Origin of the sequence: Microbacterium testaceum, assembly GCF_006539145.1 — a bacterium.
GTDB lineage: Bacteria > Actinomycetota > Actinomycetes > Actinomycetales > Microbacteriaceae > Microbacterium > Microbacterium testaceum.
Genome location: NZ_BJML01000007.1, coordinates 90,583 through 105,467, shown reverse-complemented (window position 1 = coordinate 105,467; position 14,885 = coordinate 90,583). Strand labels below are relative to the sequence as shown.

Here is a 14,885-nt window from a genome sequence, read left to right as displayed (position 1 = left end):
TCGCATCGCGACGCGCTGAAGTAGGTGCGTGCAACGCCGACAACTCCCCGAAGAACTCGGGACGTCCTTCACTGTGCGCGAGGCGAAGCGGCTCGGGGTGCCGCGCGACCGGCTGACGGCGATGGATCTGCGCTCACCGTTCCACGGAACGCGCACCTCGGTCCACCTTCACACCACCGCCGATCGATGCCGCGCCTACGAGCCCAGGCTCACCGCCGCGCAGTTCTTCAGCCATCAGACGGCGGCGCTTCTCTGGGGCTTGCCGCTGCCCGGCCCTGTACCGCAGCACCTTCACGTCTCGGCGATGCCACCCGGACGTGAGCCGCGTACGCGCGGCGTCATCGGGCACCGACTCGAGATGTCCCCCGACCAGCTGACGCTACGCCACGGCCTACCCGTTGCGAGTCCCTCGGAGACGTGGGCGCAGCTCGCCAGCACGCTCGGCGAGGACGACCTCGTCGCCGTGGGCGATGCGATCCTGACAGCCGGTCTCGCGGATCGCGCAGACCTCGTCGAAGCATCCGAGCGCCCACGCCGTCGCGGCGCGAAAGCGCTCGCGGCGGCGGTGCCGTTCCTGCGGGCGGGAGCCGAGTCGCCTCGCGAGTCAGCCGTCCGTCTCGTGCTCGTGCGCGCAGGTCTGCCCGAACCCGAGCTCAATTGGGTACTCCGCGACGCCGCCGGGCGCTTCGTCGCCCGCCTCGATCTGGCCTACCCCGACTACCGGGTAGCCGTGGAGTACGACGGGCGCCAGCACGCTGACCTCGAGCAGTTCCGTCGGGATGCCGACCGGTGGCCGGCCATCGCCGGACAGGGCTGGGTGCTCATCCGCGTGCTCGACCACCACCTTCGCGAGCCCCGAGGCCGCGTCGTCGAACCGACGCGGAAGGCTCTGCAATCACGCGGCTGGCCGGGCTCCCCCGTCGTCGGGTGAGCGTCCCCCGGACGAACCCACGAACCCACGAACCCACGAACCCACGAACCCACGAACCCACGAACCCACGAACCCACGAACCCACGAACCCACGATGAGTGTCCAAAACACCCGGACGGATCCGAAAATCGTCCGGGTGTTTTGGACACTCATCACAAGGACAGAGCCACCCAGGGCGCCGACGGAGTTGTCAGGACATCACGCGCCCGGGCCGCCACGCGCCCGCGCACAACCCGCACACACATCACCCGCTCGGGACGCCACGCGCACGGCATCACGAGCACGGGCCACCACACACCCGGGCACTACGCACACGAACACCGCCCACGCCACGCCCCGGGGGAGCAGCCCGCGTCAGGTGGTCAGGCCGCTGTAGGCGTGCAGGCCCTTGAAGAACACGTTGACGATCGTGAAGTTGAACAGCACCGCGGTGAAGCCGATGATCGACAGCCAGGCGGAGCGGGTGCCGCGCCAGCCGCGCGTCGCGCGGGCGTGAATGTATCCGGCGTAGAGCACCCAGATGACGAAGGTCCAGACTTCCTTCGTATCGAAGCCCCAGAAGCGGCCCCACGCGTCGTTCGCCCAGATGGAGCCGGCGATGAGGGTGAAGGTCCAGAAGATGAAGCCGACGATGGCGAAGCGGTACGCCAACGACTCCAGCGCCTCGGCGTTCGGGACGGTGCGCAGGAAGCTGCGCTTGGTCTCGGCATCCGTGGGACCGTCGAGCAGCTTGCGCTCGCGGCGCGTCTGGATGAGCTGCACGACCGACAACCCGAACGCGAGCGCAAACAGGGCCGTCGCGAGGCTGGCGACGAACACGTGCACGACCAGCCACACCGACTTCAGCGGGTCGGCCAGGGGCACGACCTCGACGTGGAAAGCGAGGGTCGCCCCACCCAGCAGCAGCACGGCCAGACCGGTCATGAGCGAACCGAGGAAGCGCAGGTCGTAGCGCGTCAGCACCACGAGGTAGACCGCGATGATCAACAGCAGACCGGTCAGGGCGAACTCGTACATGTTCGACCACGGCACGCGTCCAGCCGCGACTCCACGCAGCACCGTCGCGACGAGGTGGAAGACGAAGCCGAGCGCGGTCAGGACCGTGCCGAGTCGCGCCCAGAGGTAGCGGGGCTTCGCCGACGAAGCGGATGCCGGAGCCCCGGAGCCCGACGAGATCACTCCCCCGCCGCCCGCGGTCACCAGCTCTCGAGCGACGATCTGGTCTTTCGCCTTCAGCGCGAGGTCTGAACGACGGGCGAGATCGATGGCGTAGGCGATGAACGCCAGCACGTAGATGGCGACCGCCGTCCACACCAGGAGGAGGGAGATCTCGTCGAGGAGAAGCGGGTCGGTTCCGGGCATGGTGTCAGTCTACTTTTCCGGTGTCGGGGTGGCTCTGGGAGGGAAGGGTCGCGCCGTGCTTGTCGGCGAGCTGATCGACGGCTGCGGCGAGAGTAGGGTCTTCGCCGCGGGCCAGGCCCGCGTATTCGATCTCGACGCTGCCGTCCCGCGGAGTCGCCTTGACCCACATGCGCCGGCGCGGCACGAAGAGGGCCGCGAGCAGACCGAACAGGGCGAGAAGCGCGAAGCCCAGAACCCAGGGACCGGCGAGGTCGCGGTGGATCGACAGCGACGCGAAGCGCTTGACCGACTGCTCGTAGCCGACGGCTCCGGGAGGGGCCTCGTTCTCGAAGGTGATGGTGCCGAGTCCGTTCGGCAGGTCTTCGGTCTGCCCCGGCATCAGCTGGATCGCGGGGTTGCCGCTGTCGCCGCCCGCGATCTGCGTCATCTTCGACGGGTCGAGCGTGTAGACCGACCGCGGCGTACCGTCGTCGATGCCGAGATCGCCCTCGTACACGCGAAGCGTGAGCGTCGGGTACTCGAGGGCGCCGTAGGTCGATGTCAGAGCACCCGAATCGAGCACGTCCATCGTCGGATAGAAGAACCCGAGCAGGCCGAGCTGCTGCGGAAGCCCGTCGGCGACCTTGATGACGCCGAGCGAGGTCATGTTGGCGTCCTGGGGCAGGAACGCGACCGAGTCGTGGAACACCTCTTTGCCGTCGGCGTCGCGGATCGTGACGGTCGGGGCGTACCCGTTGCCGAGCAGGTAGACGCGGTCGCCCTGCACATCGAGGGGGTGGTTGACCCGCACTTCGCCGTCCTGCGCATCGCCTCCGGGTGTCTGGGTCGTCACGTGCGCGACGAAGTTGCCGGCCTGCCCCGAGCCGGGCTGTCCGGGCGGGACGTAGGTGACGTCGAACTTGTCGAGGGTCATCGAGTACGGCGTCAGGGTGTCACCCCCGACGAATCGACCGGGATTGAACGAGGAGTAGTCGAGCAGGCTGTTGCTGAACGCCTGTCCTTCCACGAGCACGCGCTGACCGGTGTAGGTGAAGCCGCCGCCGACGCCCACCGCGATGAGGACACCGACCAGAGCCCCGTGGAACAGCAGGTTGCCGGTCTCACGCAGGTAGCCGCGCTCGGCCGACACCGAGAAGCTGCCCCGGGAGTCGTAACGCGCCACGCGATAGCCGCTCTTGCGCAGCTGGGCGGCCGCGCTCTCCACGGCGGCCGCGGCCACGGCATCCGTGTCCGCGTCGACCTGGATCGTGCGGGTGCGGTGGTCGTCCAGTCGCGACAGTCGAGCGGGGGTGCGCGGAGGCTGCGAGCGCAGAGCCTTCCAGTGGTGCTTGGTGCGCGGCAGCACGCAACCGATGAGCGAGATGAACAGCAGGAGGTAGATCGCCGAGAACCACGGCGAGCTGTACACGTCGAAGAGGCTGAGCTTGTCGAGCACCGGTGCGAGATCGGGGTTGTCGGTGAAGTACTGTGTAACGCCGTTGGGGTCGGCGGTGCGCTGGGGCACGAGCGAACCGGGAACGGCCGCGATGGCGAGCAGTAGCAGCAGCACCAGAGCGGTGCGCATCGACGTCAGCTGGCGCCAGCCCCAGCGAAGCCAGCCCACGACCCCGAGGCGCGGCTGCGTGACCTCGTCGGAGGTCGAGTCGGCGTGGTCGGAGGGACGCAGCGGGTCGGTCACGGTGTTACCTCGGTCGGAACGATCAGAGCGGGAGCTGGACATTGCCGATCACCCCCTGCAGGGTCGACATCCACTGGCCCCAGAACCCGGTCACCATCAGCAGGCCGAGCACGATGAGCAGCGCTCCTCCGATGAGGTTGACCACGCGGATGTGCGTGCGGACGAACGCCACCGACTTCGTCGCCCATCCGAATCCGAGGGCGAGGAGCAGGAACGGGATGCCGAGACCCAGCGAGTACGCCAATCCCAGGAGCGCGGCCCGGCCGGGGTCGCCCAGGTTGTACGACACCGACAGGATCGCGGTGAGCGTGGGCCCGATGCAGGGCGTCCACCCGATGCCGAGGGCGATGCCGAGGAGCGGGGCGCCGATGAGGCCGAGGTTGCTGCGCGACTGCATCCGGATCGAGCGCTGCGCGAGGCCGAAGAGACCGATGAACACCAGCCCCATGAGGATGATGACGACGCCCATGACACGGGTGATCACGTCGGCGTACTCGACGAAGAAGCGACCGAGCGCTCCCCCGAGCACGTTGATCGCCATGAACACGAGGGTGAACCCGGCGATGAACAACAGGGTCCCGCCGAGCAGGCGGCCCTTGCCGGAGGCGGATGCCGAACCCCCGCGCGGCGCCACGGCACCGCTGATGTAGCCGAGGTACCCCGGCACGAGCGGGAGCACGCAGGGCGAGAGGAAGGAGATGAGGCCGGCGGCCAGGGCGATGGGAACGGCGATCCACAGCGCCCCGTCGAAGACGAGGGCGCCCGGGCTCACGCGTTCTCCGCGACCAGCGTGCGCACGATCGACTCGAGGATCGAGGCCTCGGGCAGCTCGCCGACGATACGCGCGGCGACGCGGCCCTGCTTGTCGAGCACGAGGGTCGTGGGGGTGGCGTTCAGGGGTGCCGCGTCGGTGAAGGCGAGCTTGAGCTGCGCGTCCCCCACGGCCATGGCGCTGGAGTACGACACCCCGTGATCGCGGGCGAACGACAGGGCGGTGGCCGGCTGGTCGTACGTGTTGATGCCGAGGAAGGCGACGTCCTGGCCCTGGAACGTCTGATACGCCTGCTCGAGGCGCGGGGCCTCGATGATGCACGGGCCGCAGGTGGCGTACCAGAAGTTGACGACGAGCACCTTGCCGGCGAAGTCGGCGCTCGAGACGGCGGAGCCGTTGTCGAGAGAGCCCGTGAATTCGACGGGGTCGCCGCGGTTCTCGGGAGGGATCTCGGTGGTCTGGAAACCGTTGGCGGCGATGTAGCCCTTGTTGTCACCCTCGCGGTACTGCGCGGCGAGCGGGTCTTCCGCGCACGCGGACAGACCCACGACGAGAGCGACCGCGGCGGCGATCGACCCCGCGGCGGTGAGGAATCTGCGCATCAGACGGCTCCTACATCGACGGCTCCGGCGGTGCTCGCCGGCTCGGCGTACGCCACCTCGACCCAGCGCGTCGAGCCGTCGGCGCCGTCTCGCCGTTCGAAGCTCGTCACGCTCGACAACGCGCAGCGGCGCTTGCGGGGGTCGTGGCGGGTGGGTTGGTGGGACAGGGCGAGGTGCGTCACCCAGATCGGGAGTTGATGCGACACGACGACCACATCGCCCGAGGGGACGCGGTCCCAGGCGTCGGTCATCGCGGAGGTCATCCGGGCGACGATGCGCTCGTACGGCTCGCCCCAGCTGGGCACGGACGGGCGGCTCAGGTGCCGCCAGTTGAGGGGGTTGGCGAGGGCCTGCTTCATGCGCCGCCCCTCGAAGACGTTGGTGGGCTCGATGACCCGGTCGTCGATGTACGGCTCGATGTCGAAGAGCTCTTCGAAGGGCTCGGCCGACTCGCGGGTGCGCTGGAGGGGCGAGACCACGAGGGCTTCGACCGGGCGGTCGAGGCCCTTCACGTACTCGGCCGCCTGACGCGCCATCCGGCGCCCGTCTACGCTGAGGCCGAATCCGGGGAGCCGACCGTAGAGCACGCGACGGGGGTTGTGGACCTCTCCGTGGCGCACGAGATGAAGGCGGTCGGCGGGCACGGCGCCAGTCTACGGGCGGGTTCTGTGGTCTGACTGAGTCCGGATGCCGGTTGCCTCGACGTGGAGATAACCCGCGGGACGACTTTCAGGCGTCGCGCGGCGCGGGTGCGGACCCATCGCGATCGCCCTCGCGCTTCGAGGCCAGCAGGGAGCGGACGCGGGAGTACAGGAACCAAGCGACACCGATGGCGACGACGGCGATGACCACGTACTGCAGGATCGAGGCGTACTCCTCGACGATGTGCCAGTTCTCGCCCAGCAGGAAGCCCGAGAGCACGAAGATCGTGTTCCAGATGAGACTTCCCGCGCCGGTGAGCAGACCGAAGCGCCACAGCGGCATCTTCGAGACCCCGGCGGGGATCGAGATGAGGCTCCGGAAAATCGGGATCATCCGCCCGAAGAACACCGCCTTGCCCCCGTGCCGCTCGAACCACGCGACGGTGCGGTCGACGTCTTCGGGATGCAGCAGCGGCATCTTCGACGCGAACGCGCGAAGTCGCGCGGCCCCGAGCCAGCGCCCGAGGCCGTACAGCATGAAGGCGCCGACGACCGATCCGATCGTCGTCCACAGCAGCGCCTCGAACAGCGTGAACGATCCGCGGCTGGCGGTGAGCCCCGCCATGGGGAGCACGACCTCGCTGGGCAGAGGCGGGAACAGGTTCTCGAGGGCGATCGCGACCCCGGCACCGACAGGGCCGATGATCTCCATGAGCGAGACCGTCCAGTCCGCGAGGGACGTCAGCCAGGACTGTCCCTCCCCGGATCCGGACGTCGACCGCAGCGGGACGAGAGAGACGGTGGTGTCGGTCATCGGGTGCCTTCGCGCTCGGTGATCGGCCGCCCGGTGCGGGCGCCCGCTCTCAGGTTAGGTCGCGCACCCCCGCCCTCCCTGGGGGTTGCCCCCGAACGGATCAGGATGCCGAGACCCCCGCGCCCACGAGGGCAGCGGCGACGAACCACACCGCGACGATGGCGACGACCGTGACCAGCGGCACCCAGAAGGCGAGGCGATGACGCACGAGTCGGACGATGGCGACGATCACCCCGATCAGGAGCACCCCCCAGGGCGAGACCACCGCGGTCCAGAAGCCGATGTTCATCAGCCCGGTGTTGCAGGTCGTCGAGACGCACGCGTCCGAGGCGTACGCGAGGAGCACCCCCGCGTACGAGGCGGCGAGCGCCAGGAGCGGGAGCAGTACGAGCAGCACGATGGTGAGGGCGACATCCCATCCGCGCGACCTGCGCACCGTCGGTTCCGGGCGCAGTGTCCGGAACGACTCGGGCGGCATCGAGAAGGTCACGCCCCCATCGTAGGTTCGCGCCCGGTGTCGTGCGGACCGCGCACGTAGACTGGTCGATCGTGAGCGAACGCGTCCTGGTCAACCAGCTGAAATCCCTCCCCGCCGGCCCCGTCGAGGTGTCGGGATGGGTCGAAACCGTGCGCGATCAGAAGAAGGTGCAGTTCGTCGTCCTCCGCGACGAGACCGGCGCCGTGCAGCTGGTCAACCCGGCGACCCGCCCCTCCGAAGAGACGGAGCAGGATGCCGCCGCCCTCGCGTTGACCGAGACGATCGGCACCCTCGCGACCGGCACGTTCCTGACCGTTCGCGGCGAACTCAAGCACGACGAGCGCGTCAAGCTCGGCGGCGTCGAGATCAAGGTCGGCGAGCTCGAGATCGCGGCCGCCGCGAACCCCGAGACCCCGATCGCCAGCGACAGCAGCCCCGACAAGCGCATGGACTGGCGCTTCATCGACCTGCGTCAGCGCCGCAACAACCTCATCTTCCGCGTGCAGACGACCCTCGAGCACGCCATGCGCACGTACTGGGTGGAGCGCGACTACATCGAGGTGCACTCCCCCAAGCTCATGGCATCCCCCTCGGAGTCCAACGCCGAGCTGTTCGAGGTGCCCTACTTCGAAGACAAGACCGCCTACCTCGCGCAGAGCCCGCAGTTCTTCAAGCAGATGGCCCAGGTCGCCGGCTTCGGAAAGATCTTCGAGATCGCGCCCGCCTTCCGCGCCGACCCCTCGTTCACCAGCCGTCACGCGACCGAGTTCACCTCGATCGACGCCGAGATCAGCTGGATCGACTCGCACGAAGACGTCGCGCGCATGCAGGAGGAACTGCTCCGCACGGCGTTCCAGGCCGTCGCCGACAAGCACGGCGACGAGATCCGCGAGCTGTTCGGCGTCGAGGTCGAGGTTCCTGCGGTGCCCTTCCCGCGCATCCCGTTGGCCGAGGCTCGAGAGATCGTCGCGGCCCGCGGCTACGACATCCCCCGTACAGACGGCGACCTCGACCCCGAGGGGGAGCGTCAGATCGCCGCTCATGTCCGCGAGACGTACGGCCACCCCTTCGTCTTCATCACCGACTACCACCCCGAGATCCGTGCGTTCTACCACATGCGCGACGAGGAGACCGGGCTGACCAAGTCGTACGACCTGCTGTTCAACGGCGTCGAGATCACGACGGGCGCGCAGCGCGAGCACCGCGTCGACATCCTGATCGAGCAGGCGAAGGAGAAAGGTCTCGACCCCGAGCACCTCGACTTCTACCTCGACTTCTTCCGCTTCGGAGCCCCGCCGCACGGCGGTTTCGGCATGGGCCTCGCGCGCATCCTCATGCTCATGCTGGGCGAGTCGTCGATCCGCGAGGTCACCTTCCTCTTCCGCGGCCCCACCCGTCTCGCCCCGTAAAGGTTCGAGTGAGCGACGCCCGGGGTTCACCGCCCGGGCGTTCGTGCGTCATGCGCTCTTTCTAGCGTGAGCGAATGGTCGCCGTCACCCCCATGGATCCGTCGCCTCTCGGGGAGGCGCCGCGGTCGGGGTGGTCCATCGCCCTGCGGGGCGTGCACAGGGAGCGCGCCGGGGTGTCGATCCTGCGCGACATCGACCTCGACGTCGCGCCCGGGACCATCGTCGCCCTCGTCGGCCCGTCGGGCTGCGGAGCGTCGACCCTCCTCCGCGTCGCGAGTGGCGTGGAGCGAGCGGATGCCGGCACGGTGATCGTCGAGGGACGCACGGGCGCCGCAGCGCCCCGCATCGCGGAGGTCCGCGACCGTACGCCGGTCGCTCGCTTCGGGCGCGTGCGCGCGGCGATCTCGGCGGCGGCACGGCACGCCGGCGACGACGACCCACGGGCGGAGACCGATCGGCTCCTCGATGTCGTGGGCCTCGACCCCGCCGACAAGAGCGTGCGCCGCCTCTCGCACGGTGATCGACAGCGCTGGGCTCTCGCGCGTGCCCTGGCCGCACGACCGCAGGCCCTCGTCCTCGACGACGCCCTCGCGGCGCTCCACACGACCGCTCGCGCCGAGACCCGCGACCGGCTGGTCCGCGAGCTGCGCGATCGCGGCGTCACGACCCTCTGGGCGACACGCGACACCGCCGAGGCTGCGGCCGTCGCCGACCACCTCGTTCTCATGGACGAGGGACGCATCGTGGCCGCGGGCCGCCCCGACGAGGTCTACGCCCGCATCGCGGACGCCGCGGTCGCCGAGGTCCTCGGACCGGTGAGCGCGGTCCCCGGAATCGTGGAGGGACTCACGGTCGAGGTCTGGGGCCAGGAGCTGCCCCTCGCGGAGTCCGCGCACGACGGTCACTGCGAGGTCGTCGTCCGCCCCGAGAACGTCCTGCTGGTCGGGGCGGACTCGCCCGGTGTCGACGGAGTGGTCGAGGACTCGACCTTCCTGGGCAGCGTCCGCCGCTCGACGGTCCTCACGAGCGACGGCAGCCGCGTCGTGGTCGAGCATGCTCCCGAGCAGCGACTCGAGGACCGCGACACGGTGCGCCTCGCCCTCGCGATCGTGCCGGCGACGGTGCGGCCGATCGGCTGACAGGAGAGGGCCCCGGGACGCGCCCGGAGCCCCTTCCCTCACCCGCGTCCCGCGCGACGGCGTCGGGTGAAGACGATCAGGACGCCGCCGCCGACCGCCGCGAGAACACCCGCGATGATCAGCCCGGGAACGGCCGAGACTTCCGCGCCGGTCTTCGCCAACGCTGTCGACGTCGATGCCGCGGCACCGCCCACGGCGCGGACGTCGTCCTTGCCGATGGGGCCGGGCGTCAACTGCTCGGGAGACGAGCCGTCCGAGGGCCGAGGCTGCGGTGCCGGCTGGCTCCCGGACCCCGGATCCGACGAGTTCTGCGGAGCATCGGCCGTGACGACGCCGACGCGCACGAGGGCACCGAGGCCGCGACGGTCATCCACTTGGAGCGCCACAGCGGTCTGCGCCTGCCCGTCGAGCGCCTGCGCGTTCAGCGTGACGACCGCCGTCCGCCCCGCCACGGCGAAGCGGGTCCCCGCCGCCACCGCGCCCGCCGGAACCGTCTGTCCGGCGACCGTTCCGCCCCCGGTGGTCAGTGTCGTCCCGACCGCGGTGACCCGGAGGCGCACGTCCCGCAGGGATACCTCCATTGCCGTCCCGGGGTACAGGACGAGGTCGTCCACCCCGACCGAGGCAGCCGTATCGGAGCTGGAGGTTTCGATGCCCCGCACCGCGATCTGCCCGGCGAAACCGTCGGTCACCGCCGTCGCATCGGCGCCGGTCGATGCGACGTGAGCGGTCATCGTCTCCCCGGGCGCCGCGACGAACGCCGGGGCAATGGCCGAGGGGCCCGTGGCGTCGACCGCGAAAGCGTATCGCCGCGGCAGGGGCGGCGCGGTGGTCGTCGTCGGCTCGGGAGTGGGCGTCGGCCCGGCCGCCGCGGGAGACCACCGCACGACACCGAGGCTGACCGCAGGGTAGGCGCCGGTGAGGTCCTCGTAGCGCAGCGCGGTGATGAGCACGCTGCCGTCGCTCTGTGCGACGCGCTCGTTCAGGTGCACGCGCACGCGCGGCGAGCCCGTGGCATCCACGCCCGTGTAGAGGTCGGTTCCCGTGTTGATCCAGATGCCGTTGACGAAGACCGCGGACCCCGTATCGGCGAAGGTCAGGCGCGACGAACCATCGCTGTCGACGCTGAGACGCAGACCGTAGACGCGCAGGGCCGACCACATGTAGTCCCCCACGGACGAGGTATCCGGCACCTGACGGAACGATCCGACCGAGACCGCGCTCGATCCGTCCGCCGCGTGTGCGACCGAGACGTCGGAGGCCGTCGACGCCGGTGCGGTTCCGCTCACCGCCTGTGCGGAGACCGACCCCTCGGCATCCAGGTGCGGAGCTCCCGGAATGAGGACGGCTCCACTCGGCGCCGTGACGGTGACTCCCGAGACCAGGGCGGGAGATGCGAGGGCCGCAGGAGCGCAGACCGCGACACCGAGACGCACGCGCCAGATCTCCGACCACCCGGCTTCGGCCTCGATCCGAAGGGCCGTCACCTGGGCCCGGCCACGGTCGACGGTGCGTTCCCCGACGATCAGCCGCGTCGACCCCCATGTGGCGGACGTCGGCAGTGCGACCGTGTATCCCGCAGACAGCTTCGACGTGTTCAAGACGTTCTTGCCGTCGACGGTCAGGGTGTCGAACGTCACCGATGTGCTTCCATCGGTCCCGCAGCTGGCACGAAGACCGGTGAAAGCGATCGGGACGCGGTCCCGCAACTGGAAGAGTCCGCTGTCGATCGTCGCCTGCGCCCCATCCGAGGCGGCTCGAGCGGTCACCCCGGTCGTGCGGGTGGTGTTGAGCTTCAGCACGTCGCCGGTCTGAGCGAGGGAGTTCTCCACGGTCGCCCCGCCGGTCCATTCGCTGAGGGGCGCCGGTTGCTGGAGCGCCCCGCCGTCGGCATCGAGCATCTGGATGCCGGAGGCGGAGGTCGAGGCGATCGTCGCCGCTCCGCTCGCGGGGACGACGCCCGCGACGATCGCGGCCGTCACGACCGCGCCGAAGACGAGGGTGAGGAGTCCGGTGCGAGGACGCGTGATCACTTTTCTGCTCCGAATCGGTCGAGGAAAGCGGTTCCGGTGGGGATGCCGACACCGGTGACCGGGTCCCACCCGGTCGCGGATTGGAGGGATTGCGGGCGCGCGTCCCACAGGTACAGGGTCTCGAGCCACAGTTGGCCGGTGCTCTTGTCACGCCGGTACCAGGTCCCGGCGGAAGCGGGAACGACGTCGCGGATCGCGCTCGACCCGCTCAGCGCGTAGAGGAAGGGCGCGGCGAGGCCGACGTCCACCCCCGTGCGCGCCTTGGCGATCGCCACCATGCTGGCCACCATCGGCGTTGCCAGGCTCGTGCCGCCGTGGGCTTCGTACGACACGGCTCCGTTGCGGGGAACCGCGACGGTGAAGCCCGTGTTGGGGTCGGCGAGCGAGGCGACGTCGGGGACGAGACGCCCCGATCCGGAGTGCGCGATGCGTTCGCTCTGCCAGCTGGGGCGCGGGTAGAAGGCCGACTCCCCGCCCCCGGCACCGTAGACGAACCCCGGCGGGATGATGCCCCCGTTCTGCGCGAAGCGGGTCTGCACCTCCCACCCGGCCTCGACGGCGATGCGGTTGTCGGCATCGAGCCCGACGCTGGCTCCACCCACGGCGGTGACGTACGGGCTGGAGGCCGGGGTGGCCACGTCGGTCTCGTCGTGGTGGTCGCCGGCGAGGGAGTAGTCGCCGTCGTTGCCGCTCGAGGCGAAGACGGACACACCGCGAGACGCGGCCTCGACGAGGACGCGGTTCAGCAGAGTTCGATCGGCATCGGTGTCGAGCTCCTCCGGACCACCGAAAGAGAGCGAGACCACGCTCGGGGTGACGGGTGCTTCCACGGCGTCGAGAACGCGCAGGTAGAGCGTCGCCGCGAGGCAGTCGTCGGCGCCCCAGTAGACGATGTCGGCGTCCGGCGCCATCGCGCGCACCGCCTGGACGTCGAGATGCTGCTCGACGGTCCATGCCGAGGGGCCTCCGCAGCGGGTGACGTCCGGGTTCGCGGAAGCGTGGTGGGTGTACTGTCCCTCCCGGAGAGTGGGCAGACCCTCCCGCGCGAAGTACGCGTCGGTGTTCGCGGCGACCGTGTCGTCGTCGAAGACTCCGACGATCGCCACGGTCGCTCCCGCGCCGCGTGCATCCGCCGGGAGCTGGTGGATGGCGCGCAGTTGCGTGGGCCCGTACCCGCACAGTGCATTCGAGCGATGCTCGACCTGGACCGACGACGGCCACGACGACGAGAGCGTCTGCCCCCAGTACGCGGCGCAGTCGTCGCTGCGCACGGGAGCGGCGTCGGTGCTGGGGCTCATCGCGTCGGTGTCGACGAGACCGGCGACGGACTCGATGGCACCGGCCTCGCGAGGGACGGACAGATCGCGCGTGGGCGCGACGGCCGCGCGACCGTCCACGGTCGTCTCGCCGAAGGCGGTGTCGAAGGCCGAGGCGAACGCTGATGCCGGTCCGGTCACGGAGAGCGCTCGGACACTCTCGCGCTCTCGGATGACGTCGATTCCGGCGGTCTCGAGCCACGAACGCGCCGCGCTCGTCTCCGCTGCCGTCGCCGAGTCGGCGAGCAGCACGGTGGCCGTCAGGCGCGCGTCGAGCGACACCTCGGCGGCGCTGGAGGCCCACCCCGGAGCGGTTGCCGTCAGCACTCGACGGTCGTCGACGGAGCCGGGCGATGCGACCGGCGGGGCGCTACAGGCGGTGGATACGGTCGCCGCTGTGAGCAGCAGGGCGGCCAGGGAAGTCGTCGATCGACGACGGAGACGTGGGGGCATGGACAGCTTTCTCGGTCGGAGGCTCGGGTGAACCGATCGAGAGCTTATCGATATTGAGAACCGTTATCACAAACGGGCGAAGAAAGAGGCCCCGCAGGGGGCCTCCCGCTCAGAACGGGTAGTCGACTGAAGCCCTGTCCGCCACGACGGAGCGCACGAAGGCTGCGACCTCCTGATGGGCGGGGTGCACCTGGTAGCGCTCGAGCGCGTCGACGTCGGCGAACTCGCTGACCAGAGCGACGTCCCAGTTCGACTGCGGGCTGACGACGTTGCGCCCCACCTCGATGTGCTGGATCTCGTCGATGACCGCGTCGAGAGCCAACAGGCGCTCGGCGATCTGTTCCGCGTGCAGCGCACGCGTATCGGCGTCGTCGGCCGAGAGCTTCCACAGGACGATGTGACGGATGCTCACGCGGAGGCTCCTTGGGTGTCTGCCGCGAGAAGGGCGGCGCGGAGACGGTCGGCCGAGACGCGCCAGTGCGCGTGGAGCTCCCCGTCGATGAGGACGACGGGGATCTTCTCCCACCACTTGTCGTAGAGGGCGGCGTCGTCGGCGATCGAGGCCTGCGTGATCGTGACGCGGTCGGCGGCACCCTCGGGGAGCCCGCCGACGACCGTCTCGACGATCTGCTCCGCCACGTCGCAGAGATGGCAGTCGGGCTTTCCGATCAGCGTGAGAGTCGTCACCCTGACCATCCTAGAAGGCAGGGGAAGGGCGAGACCCGGTGCGCGACGGGCGTGTCCGCTCGCGGCTCAGGACTCGACGTCGTAGCCCGAGGCGATCCACTCGCCCGTGCCACCCTCGACGTTGGTCGCGTCGTGTCCGCGCGCAGTGAGGGCTTCGACGACCCGCGCGGATCGCCCGCCGGCCTGGCAGATGACGTCGAAGGGCTCACCGGGGAGCGCGTCGAGGTGCTCCCCGATGGTCGACATCGGGAGGTTCACGGCGCCGGGGACGTGACCTGCGGCGAACTCGTGCTCCTCGCGCACGTCGATCAGGGGGCGTTCACGCCCCGCGTGCAGGTCGTGGACCGAGATGGACTGCATGCTTACCTCCGGAGAGACGAACGGGACCGGATACACGAAGCGCCCGTCGCGAATCGGACAGGCGCTCGGTGTGGTGGCCGCTTTACTTCTTGTTGCGGCGCTGGTGACGAGTCTTACGAAGCAGCTTGCGGTGCTTCTTCTTCGCCATGCGCTTACGGCGCTTCTTGATGACAGAACCCACGGAAAACCTCACTAAGTCGGGGTCTGGGT

16 protein-coding genes are annotated in these 14,885 nt (G+C 69.7%); 3 read left to right on the top strand and 13 right to left on the bottom strand.

Annotation, left to right across the window (positions count from 1 at the left end):
* Window positions 1-28: 28 nt before the first annotated feature.
* On the top strand, window positions 29-931 hold the full coding sequence (locus MTE01_RS11355; protein WP_141377560.1) for an endonuclease domain-containing protein: 903 nt from the start codon (window positions 29-31) through the stop codon (window positions 929-931).
* 354 nt (window positions 932-1,285) lie between these two features.
* Here the strand turns inward: MTE01_RS11355 and ccsB are convergent, their stop codons facing one another.
* The 7 genes from ccsB to MTE01_RS11320 all read right to left on the bottom strand — a co-directional run bounded on the left by ccsB (window position 1,286) and on the right by MTE01_RS11320 (window position 7,290).
* Window positions 1,286-2,293, bottom strand: coding sequence for a c-type cytochrome biogenesis protein CcsB (gene ccsB, locus MTE01_RS11350; protein ID WP_103205861.1), 1,008 nt, complete (start codon window positions 2,291-2,293; stop codon window positions 1,286-1,288).
* A gap of 4 nt (window positions 2,294-2,297) precedes the next feature.
* On the bottom strand, window positions 2,298-4,013 hold the full coding sequence (gene resB / locus MTE01_RS11345) for a cytochrome c biogenesis protein ResB (RefSeq protein WP_103205860.1): 1,716 nt from the start codon (window positions 4,011-4,013) through the stop codon (window positions 2,298-2,300).
* Window positions 3,994-4,743 (bottom strand): cytochrome c biogenesis CcdA family protein, encoded by a 750-nt coding sequence (locus MTE01_RS11340; protein ID WP_141377558.1) that lies wholly within the window; start codon window positions 4,741-4,743, stop codon window positions 3,994-3,996. The genes resB and MTE01_RS11340 overlap by 20 nt, the downstream gene beginning before the upstream one ends.
* Window positions 4,740-5,345 (bottom strand): TlpA family protein disulfide reductase, encoded by a 606-nt coding sequence (locus MTE01_RS11335; RefSeq protein WP_103205858.1) that lies wholly within the window; start codon window positions 5,343-5,345, stop codon window positions 4,740-4,742. Before MTE01_RS11335 ends, MTE01_RS11340 begins: the two co-directional genes overlap by 4 nt.
* A complete protein-coding gene (locus MTE01_RS11330) occupies window positions 5,345-5,989 on the bottom strand; it encodes a histidine phosphatase family protein (RefSeq protein ID WP_103205857.1) in 645 nt (214 codons plus the stop codon). The genes MTE01_RS11335 and MTE01_RS11330 overlap by 1 nt, the downstream gene beginning before the upstream one ends.
* Window positions 5,990-6,074: 85 nt before the next feature.
* Window positions 6,075-6,800 carry a DedA family protein gene (locus MTE01_RS11325; protein WP_174799687.1) on the bottom strand — a complete coding sequence of 242 codons (726 nt, stop codon included), beginning with the start codon at window positions 6,798-6,800 and terminating at the stop codon, window positions 6,075-6,077.
* A gap of 100 nt (window positions 6,801-6,900) precedes the next feature.
* A complete protein-coding gene (locus tag MTE01_RS11320; RefSeq protein WP_103205856.1) occupies window positions 6,901-7,290 on the bottom strand; it encodes a DUF6264 family protein in 390 nt (129 codons plus the stop codon).
* A 59-nt stretch (window positions 7,291-7,349) separates the two neighbouring features.
* Between MTE01_RS11320 and aspS the strand changes: the two genes are divergently transcribed.
* Both aspS and MTE01_RS11310 read left to right on the top strand, forming a co-directional pair.
* Complete coding sequence (aspS, locus tag MTE01_RS11315; protein WP_141377556.1) at window positions 7,350-8,687, top strand: aspartate--tRNA(Asn) ligase; 1,338 nt, start codon at window positions 7,350-7,352, stop codon at window positions 8,685-8,687.
* A 74-nt stretch (window positions 8,688-8,761) separates the two neighbouring features.
* On the top strand, window positions 8,762-9,826 hold the full coding sequence (locus MTE01_RS11310) for an ATP-binding cassette domain-containing protein (RefSeq protein ID WP_103205855.1): 1,065 nt from the start codon (window positions 8,762-8,764) through the stop codon (window positions 9,824-9,826).
* 38 nt (window positions 9,827-9,864) lie between these two features.
* On the opposite strand, the gene MTE01_RS11305 is transcribed toward MTE01_RS11310, so the two are convergent.
* The 6 genes from MTE01_RS11305 to MTE01_RS11280 all read right to left on the bottom strand — a co-directional run bounded on the left by MTE01_RS11305 (window position 9,865) and on the right by MTE01_RS11280 (window position 14,856).
* Window positions 9,865-11,859: a hypothetical protein gene (locus MTE01_RS11305; RefSeq protein ID WP_141377554.1), complete on the bottom strand. Its 1,995-nt coding sequence runs from the start codon at window positions 11,857-11,859 to the stop codon at window positions 9,865-9,867.
* Complete coding sequence (locus tag MTE01_RS11300) at window positions 11,856-13,628, bottom strand: S53 family peptidase (RefSeq protein ID WP_141377552.1); 1,773 nt, start codon at window positions 13,626-13,628, stop codon at window positions 11,856-11,858. The genes MTE01_RS11305 and MTE01_RS11300 overlap by 4 nt, the downstream gene beginning before the upstream one ends.
* A gap of 109 nt (window positions 13,629-13,737) precedes the next feature.
* Window positions 13,738-14,040, bottom strand: a complete 303-nt coding sequence (locus MTE01_RS11295; protein WP_103205852.1) for a Dabb family protein — start codon at window positions 14,038-14,040, stop codon at window positions 13,738-13,740.
* Window positions 14,037-14,315 carry a glutaredoxin family protein gene (locus MTE01_RS11290; protein ID WP_103205851.1) on the bottom strand — a complete coding sequence of 93 codons (279 nt, stop codon included), beginning with the start codon at window positions 14,313-14,315 and terminating at the stop codon, window positions 14,037-14,039. Before MTE01_RS11290 ends, MTE01_RS11295 begins: the two co-directional genes overlap by 4 nt.
* A gap of 66 nt (window positions 14,316-14,381) precedes the next feature.
* A complete protein-coding gene (locus MTE01_RS11285) occupies window positions 14,382-14,675 on the bottom strand; it encodes a rhodanese-like domain-containing protein (protein WP_103205850.1) in 294 nt (97 codons plus the stop codon).
* 82 nt (window positions 14,676-14,757) lie between these two features.
* A complete protein-coding gene (locus MTE01_RS11280; RefSeq protein WP_003792170.1) occupies window positions 14,758-14,856 on the bottom strand; it encodes a 30S ribosomal protein bS22 in 99 nt (32 codons plus the stop codon).
* Window positions 14,857-14,885: the final 29 nt, after the last annotated feature.

Coding starts and splice junctions, on each gene's coding strand:
- ccsB (WP_103205861.1), bottom strand. CDS start 2,293: ATGCCCGGAACCGACCCGCTTCTCCTCGACGAGATCTCCCTCCTCCTG.
- MTE01_RS11335 (WP_103205858.1), bottom strand. CDS start 5,345: ATGCGCAGATTCCTCACCGCCGCGGGGTCGATCGCCGCCGCGGTCGCT.
- resB (WP_103205860.1), bottom strand. CDS start 4,013: ATGTCCAGCTCCCGCTCTGATCGTTCCGACCGAGGTAACACCGTGACC.
- MTE01_RS11325 (WP_174799687.1), bottom strand. CDS start 6,800: ATGACCGACACCACCGTCTCTCTCGTCCCGCTGCGGTCGACGTCCGGA.
- MTE01_RS11300 (WP_141377552.1), bottom strand. CDS start 13,628: ATGCCCCCACGTCTCCGTCGTCGATCGACGACTTCCCTGGCCGCCCTG.
- MTE01_RS11310 (WP_103205855.1), top strand. CDS start 8,762: ATGGTCGCCGTCACCCCCATGGATCCGTCGCCTCTCGGGGAGGCGCCG.
- MTE01_RS11285 (WP_103205850.1), bottom strand. CDS start 14,675: ATGCAGTCCATCTCGGTCCACGACCTGCACGCGGGGCGTGAACGCCCC.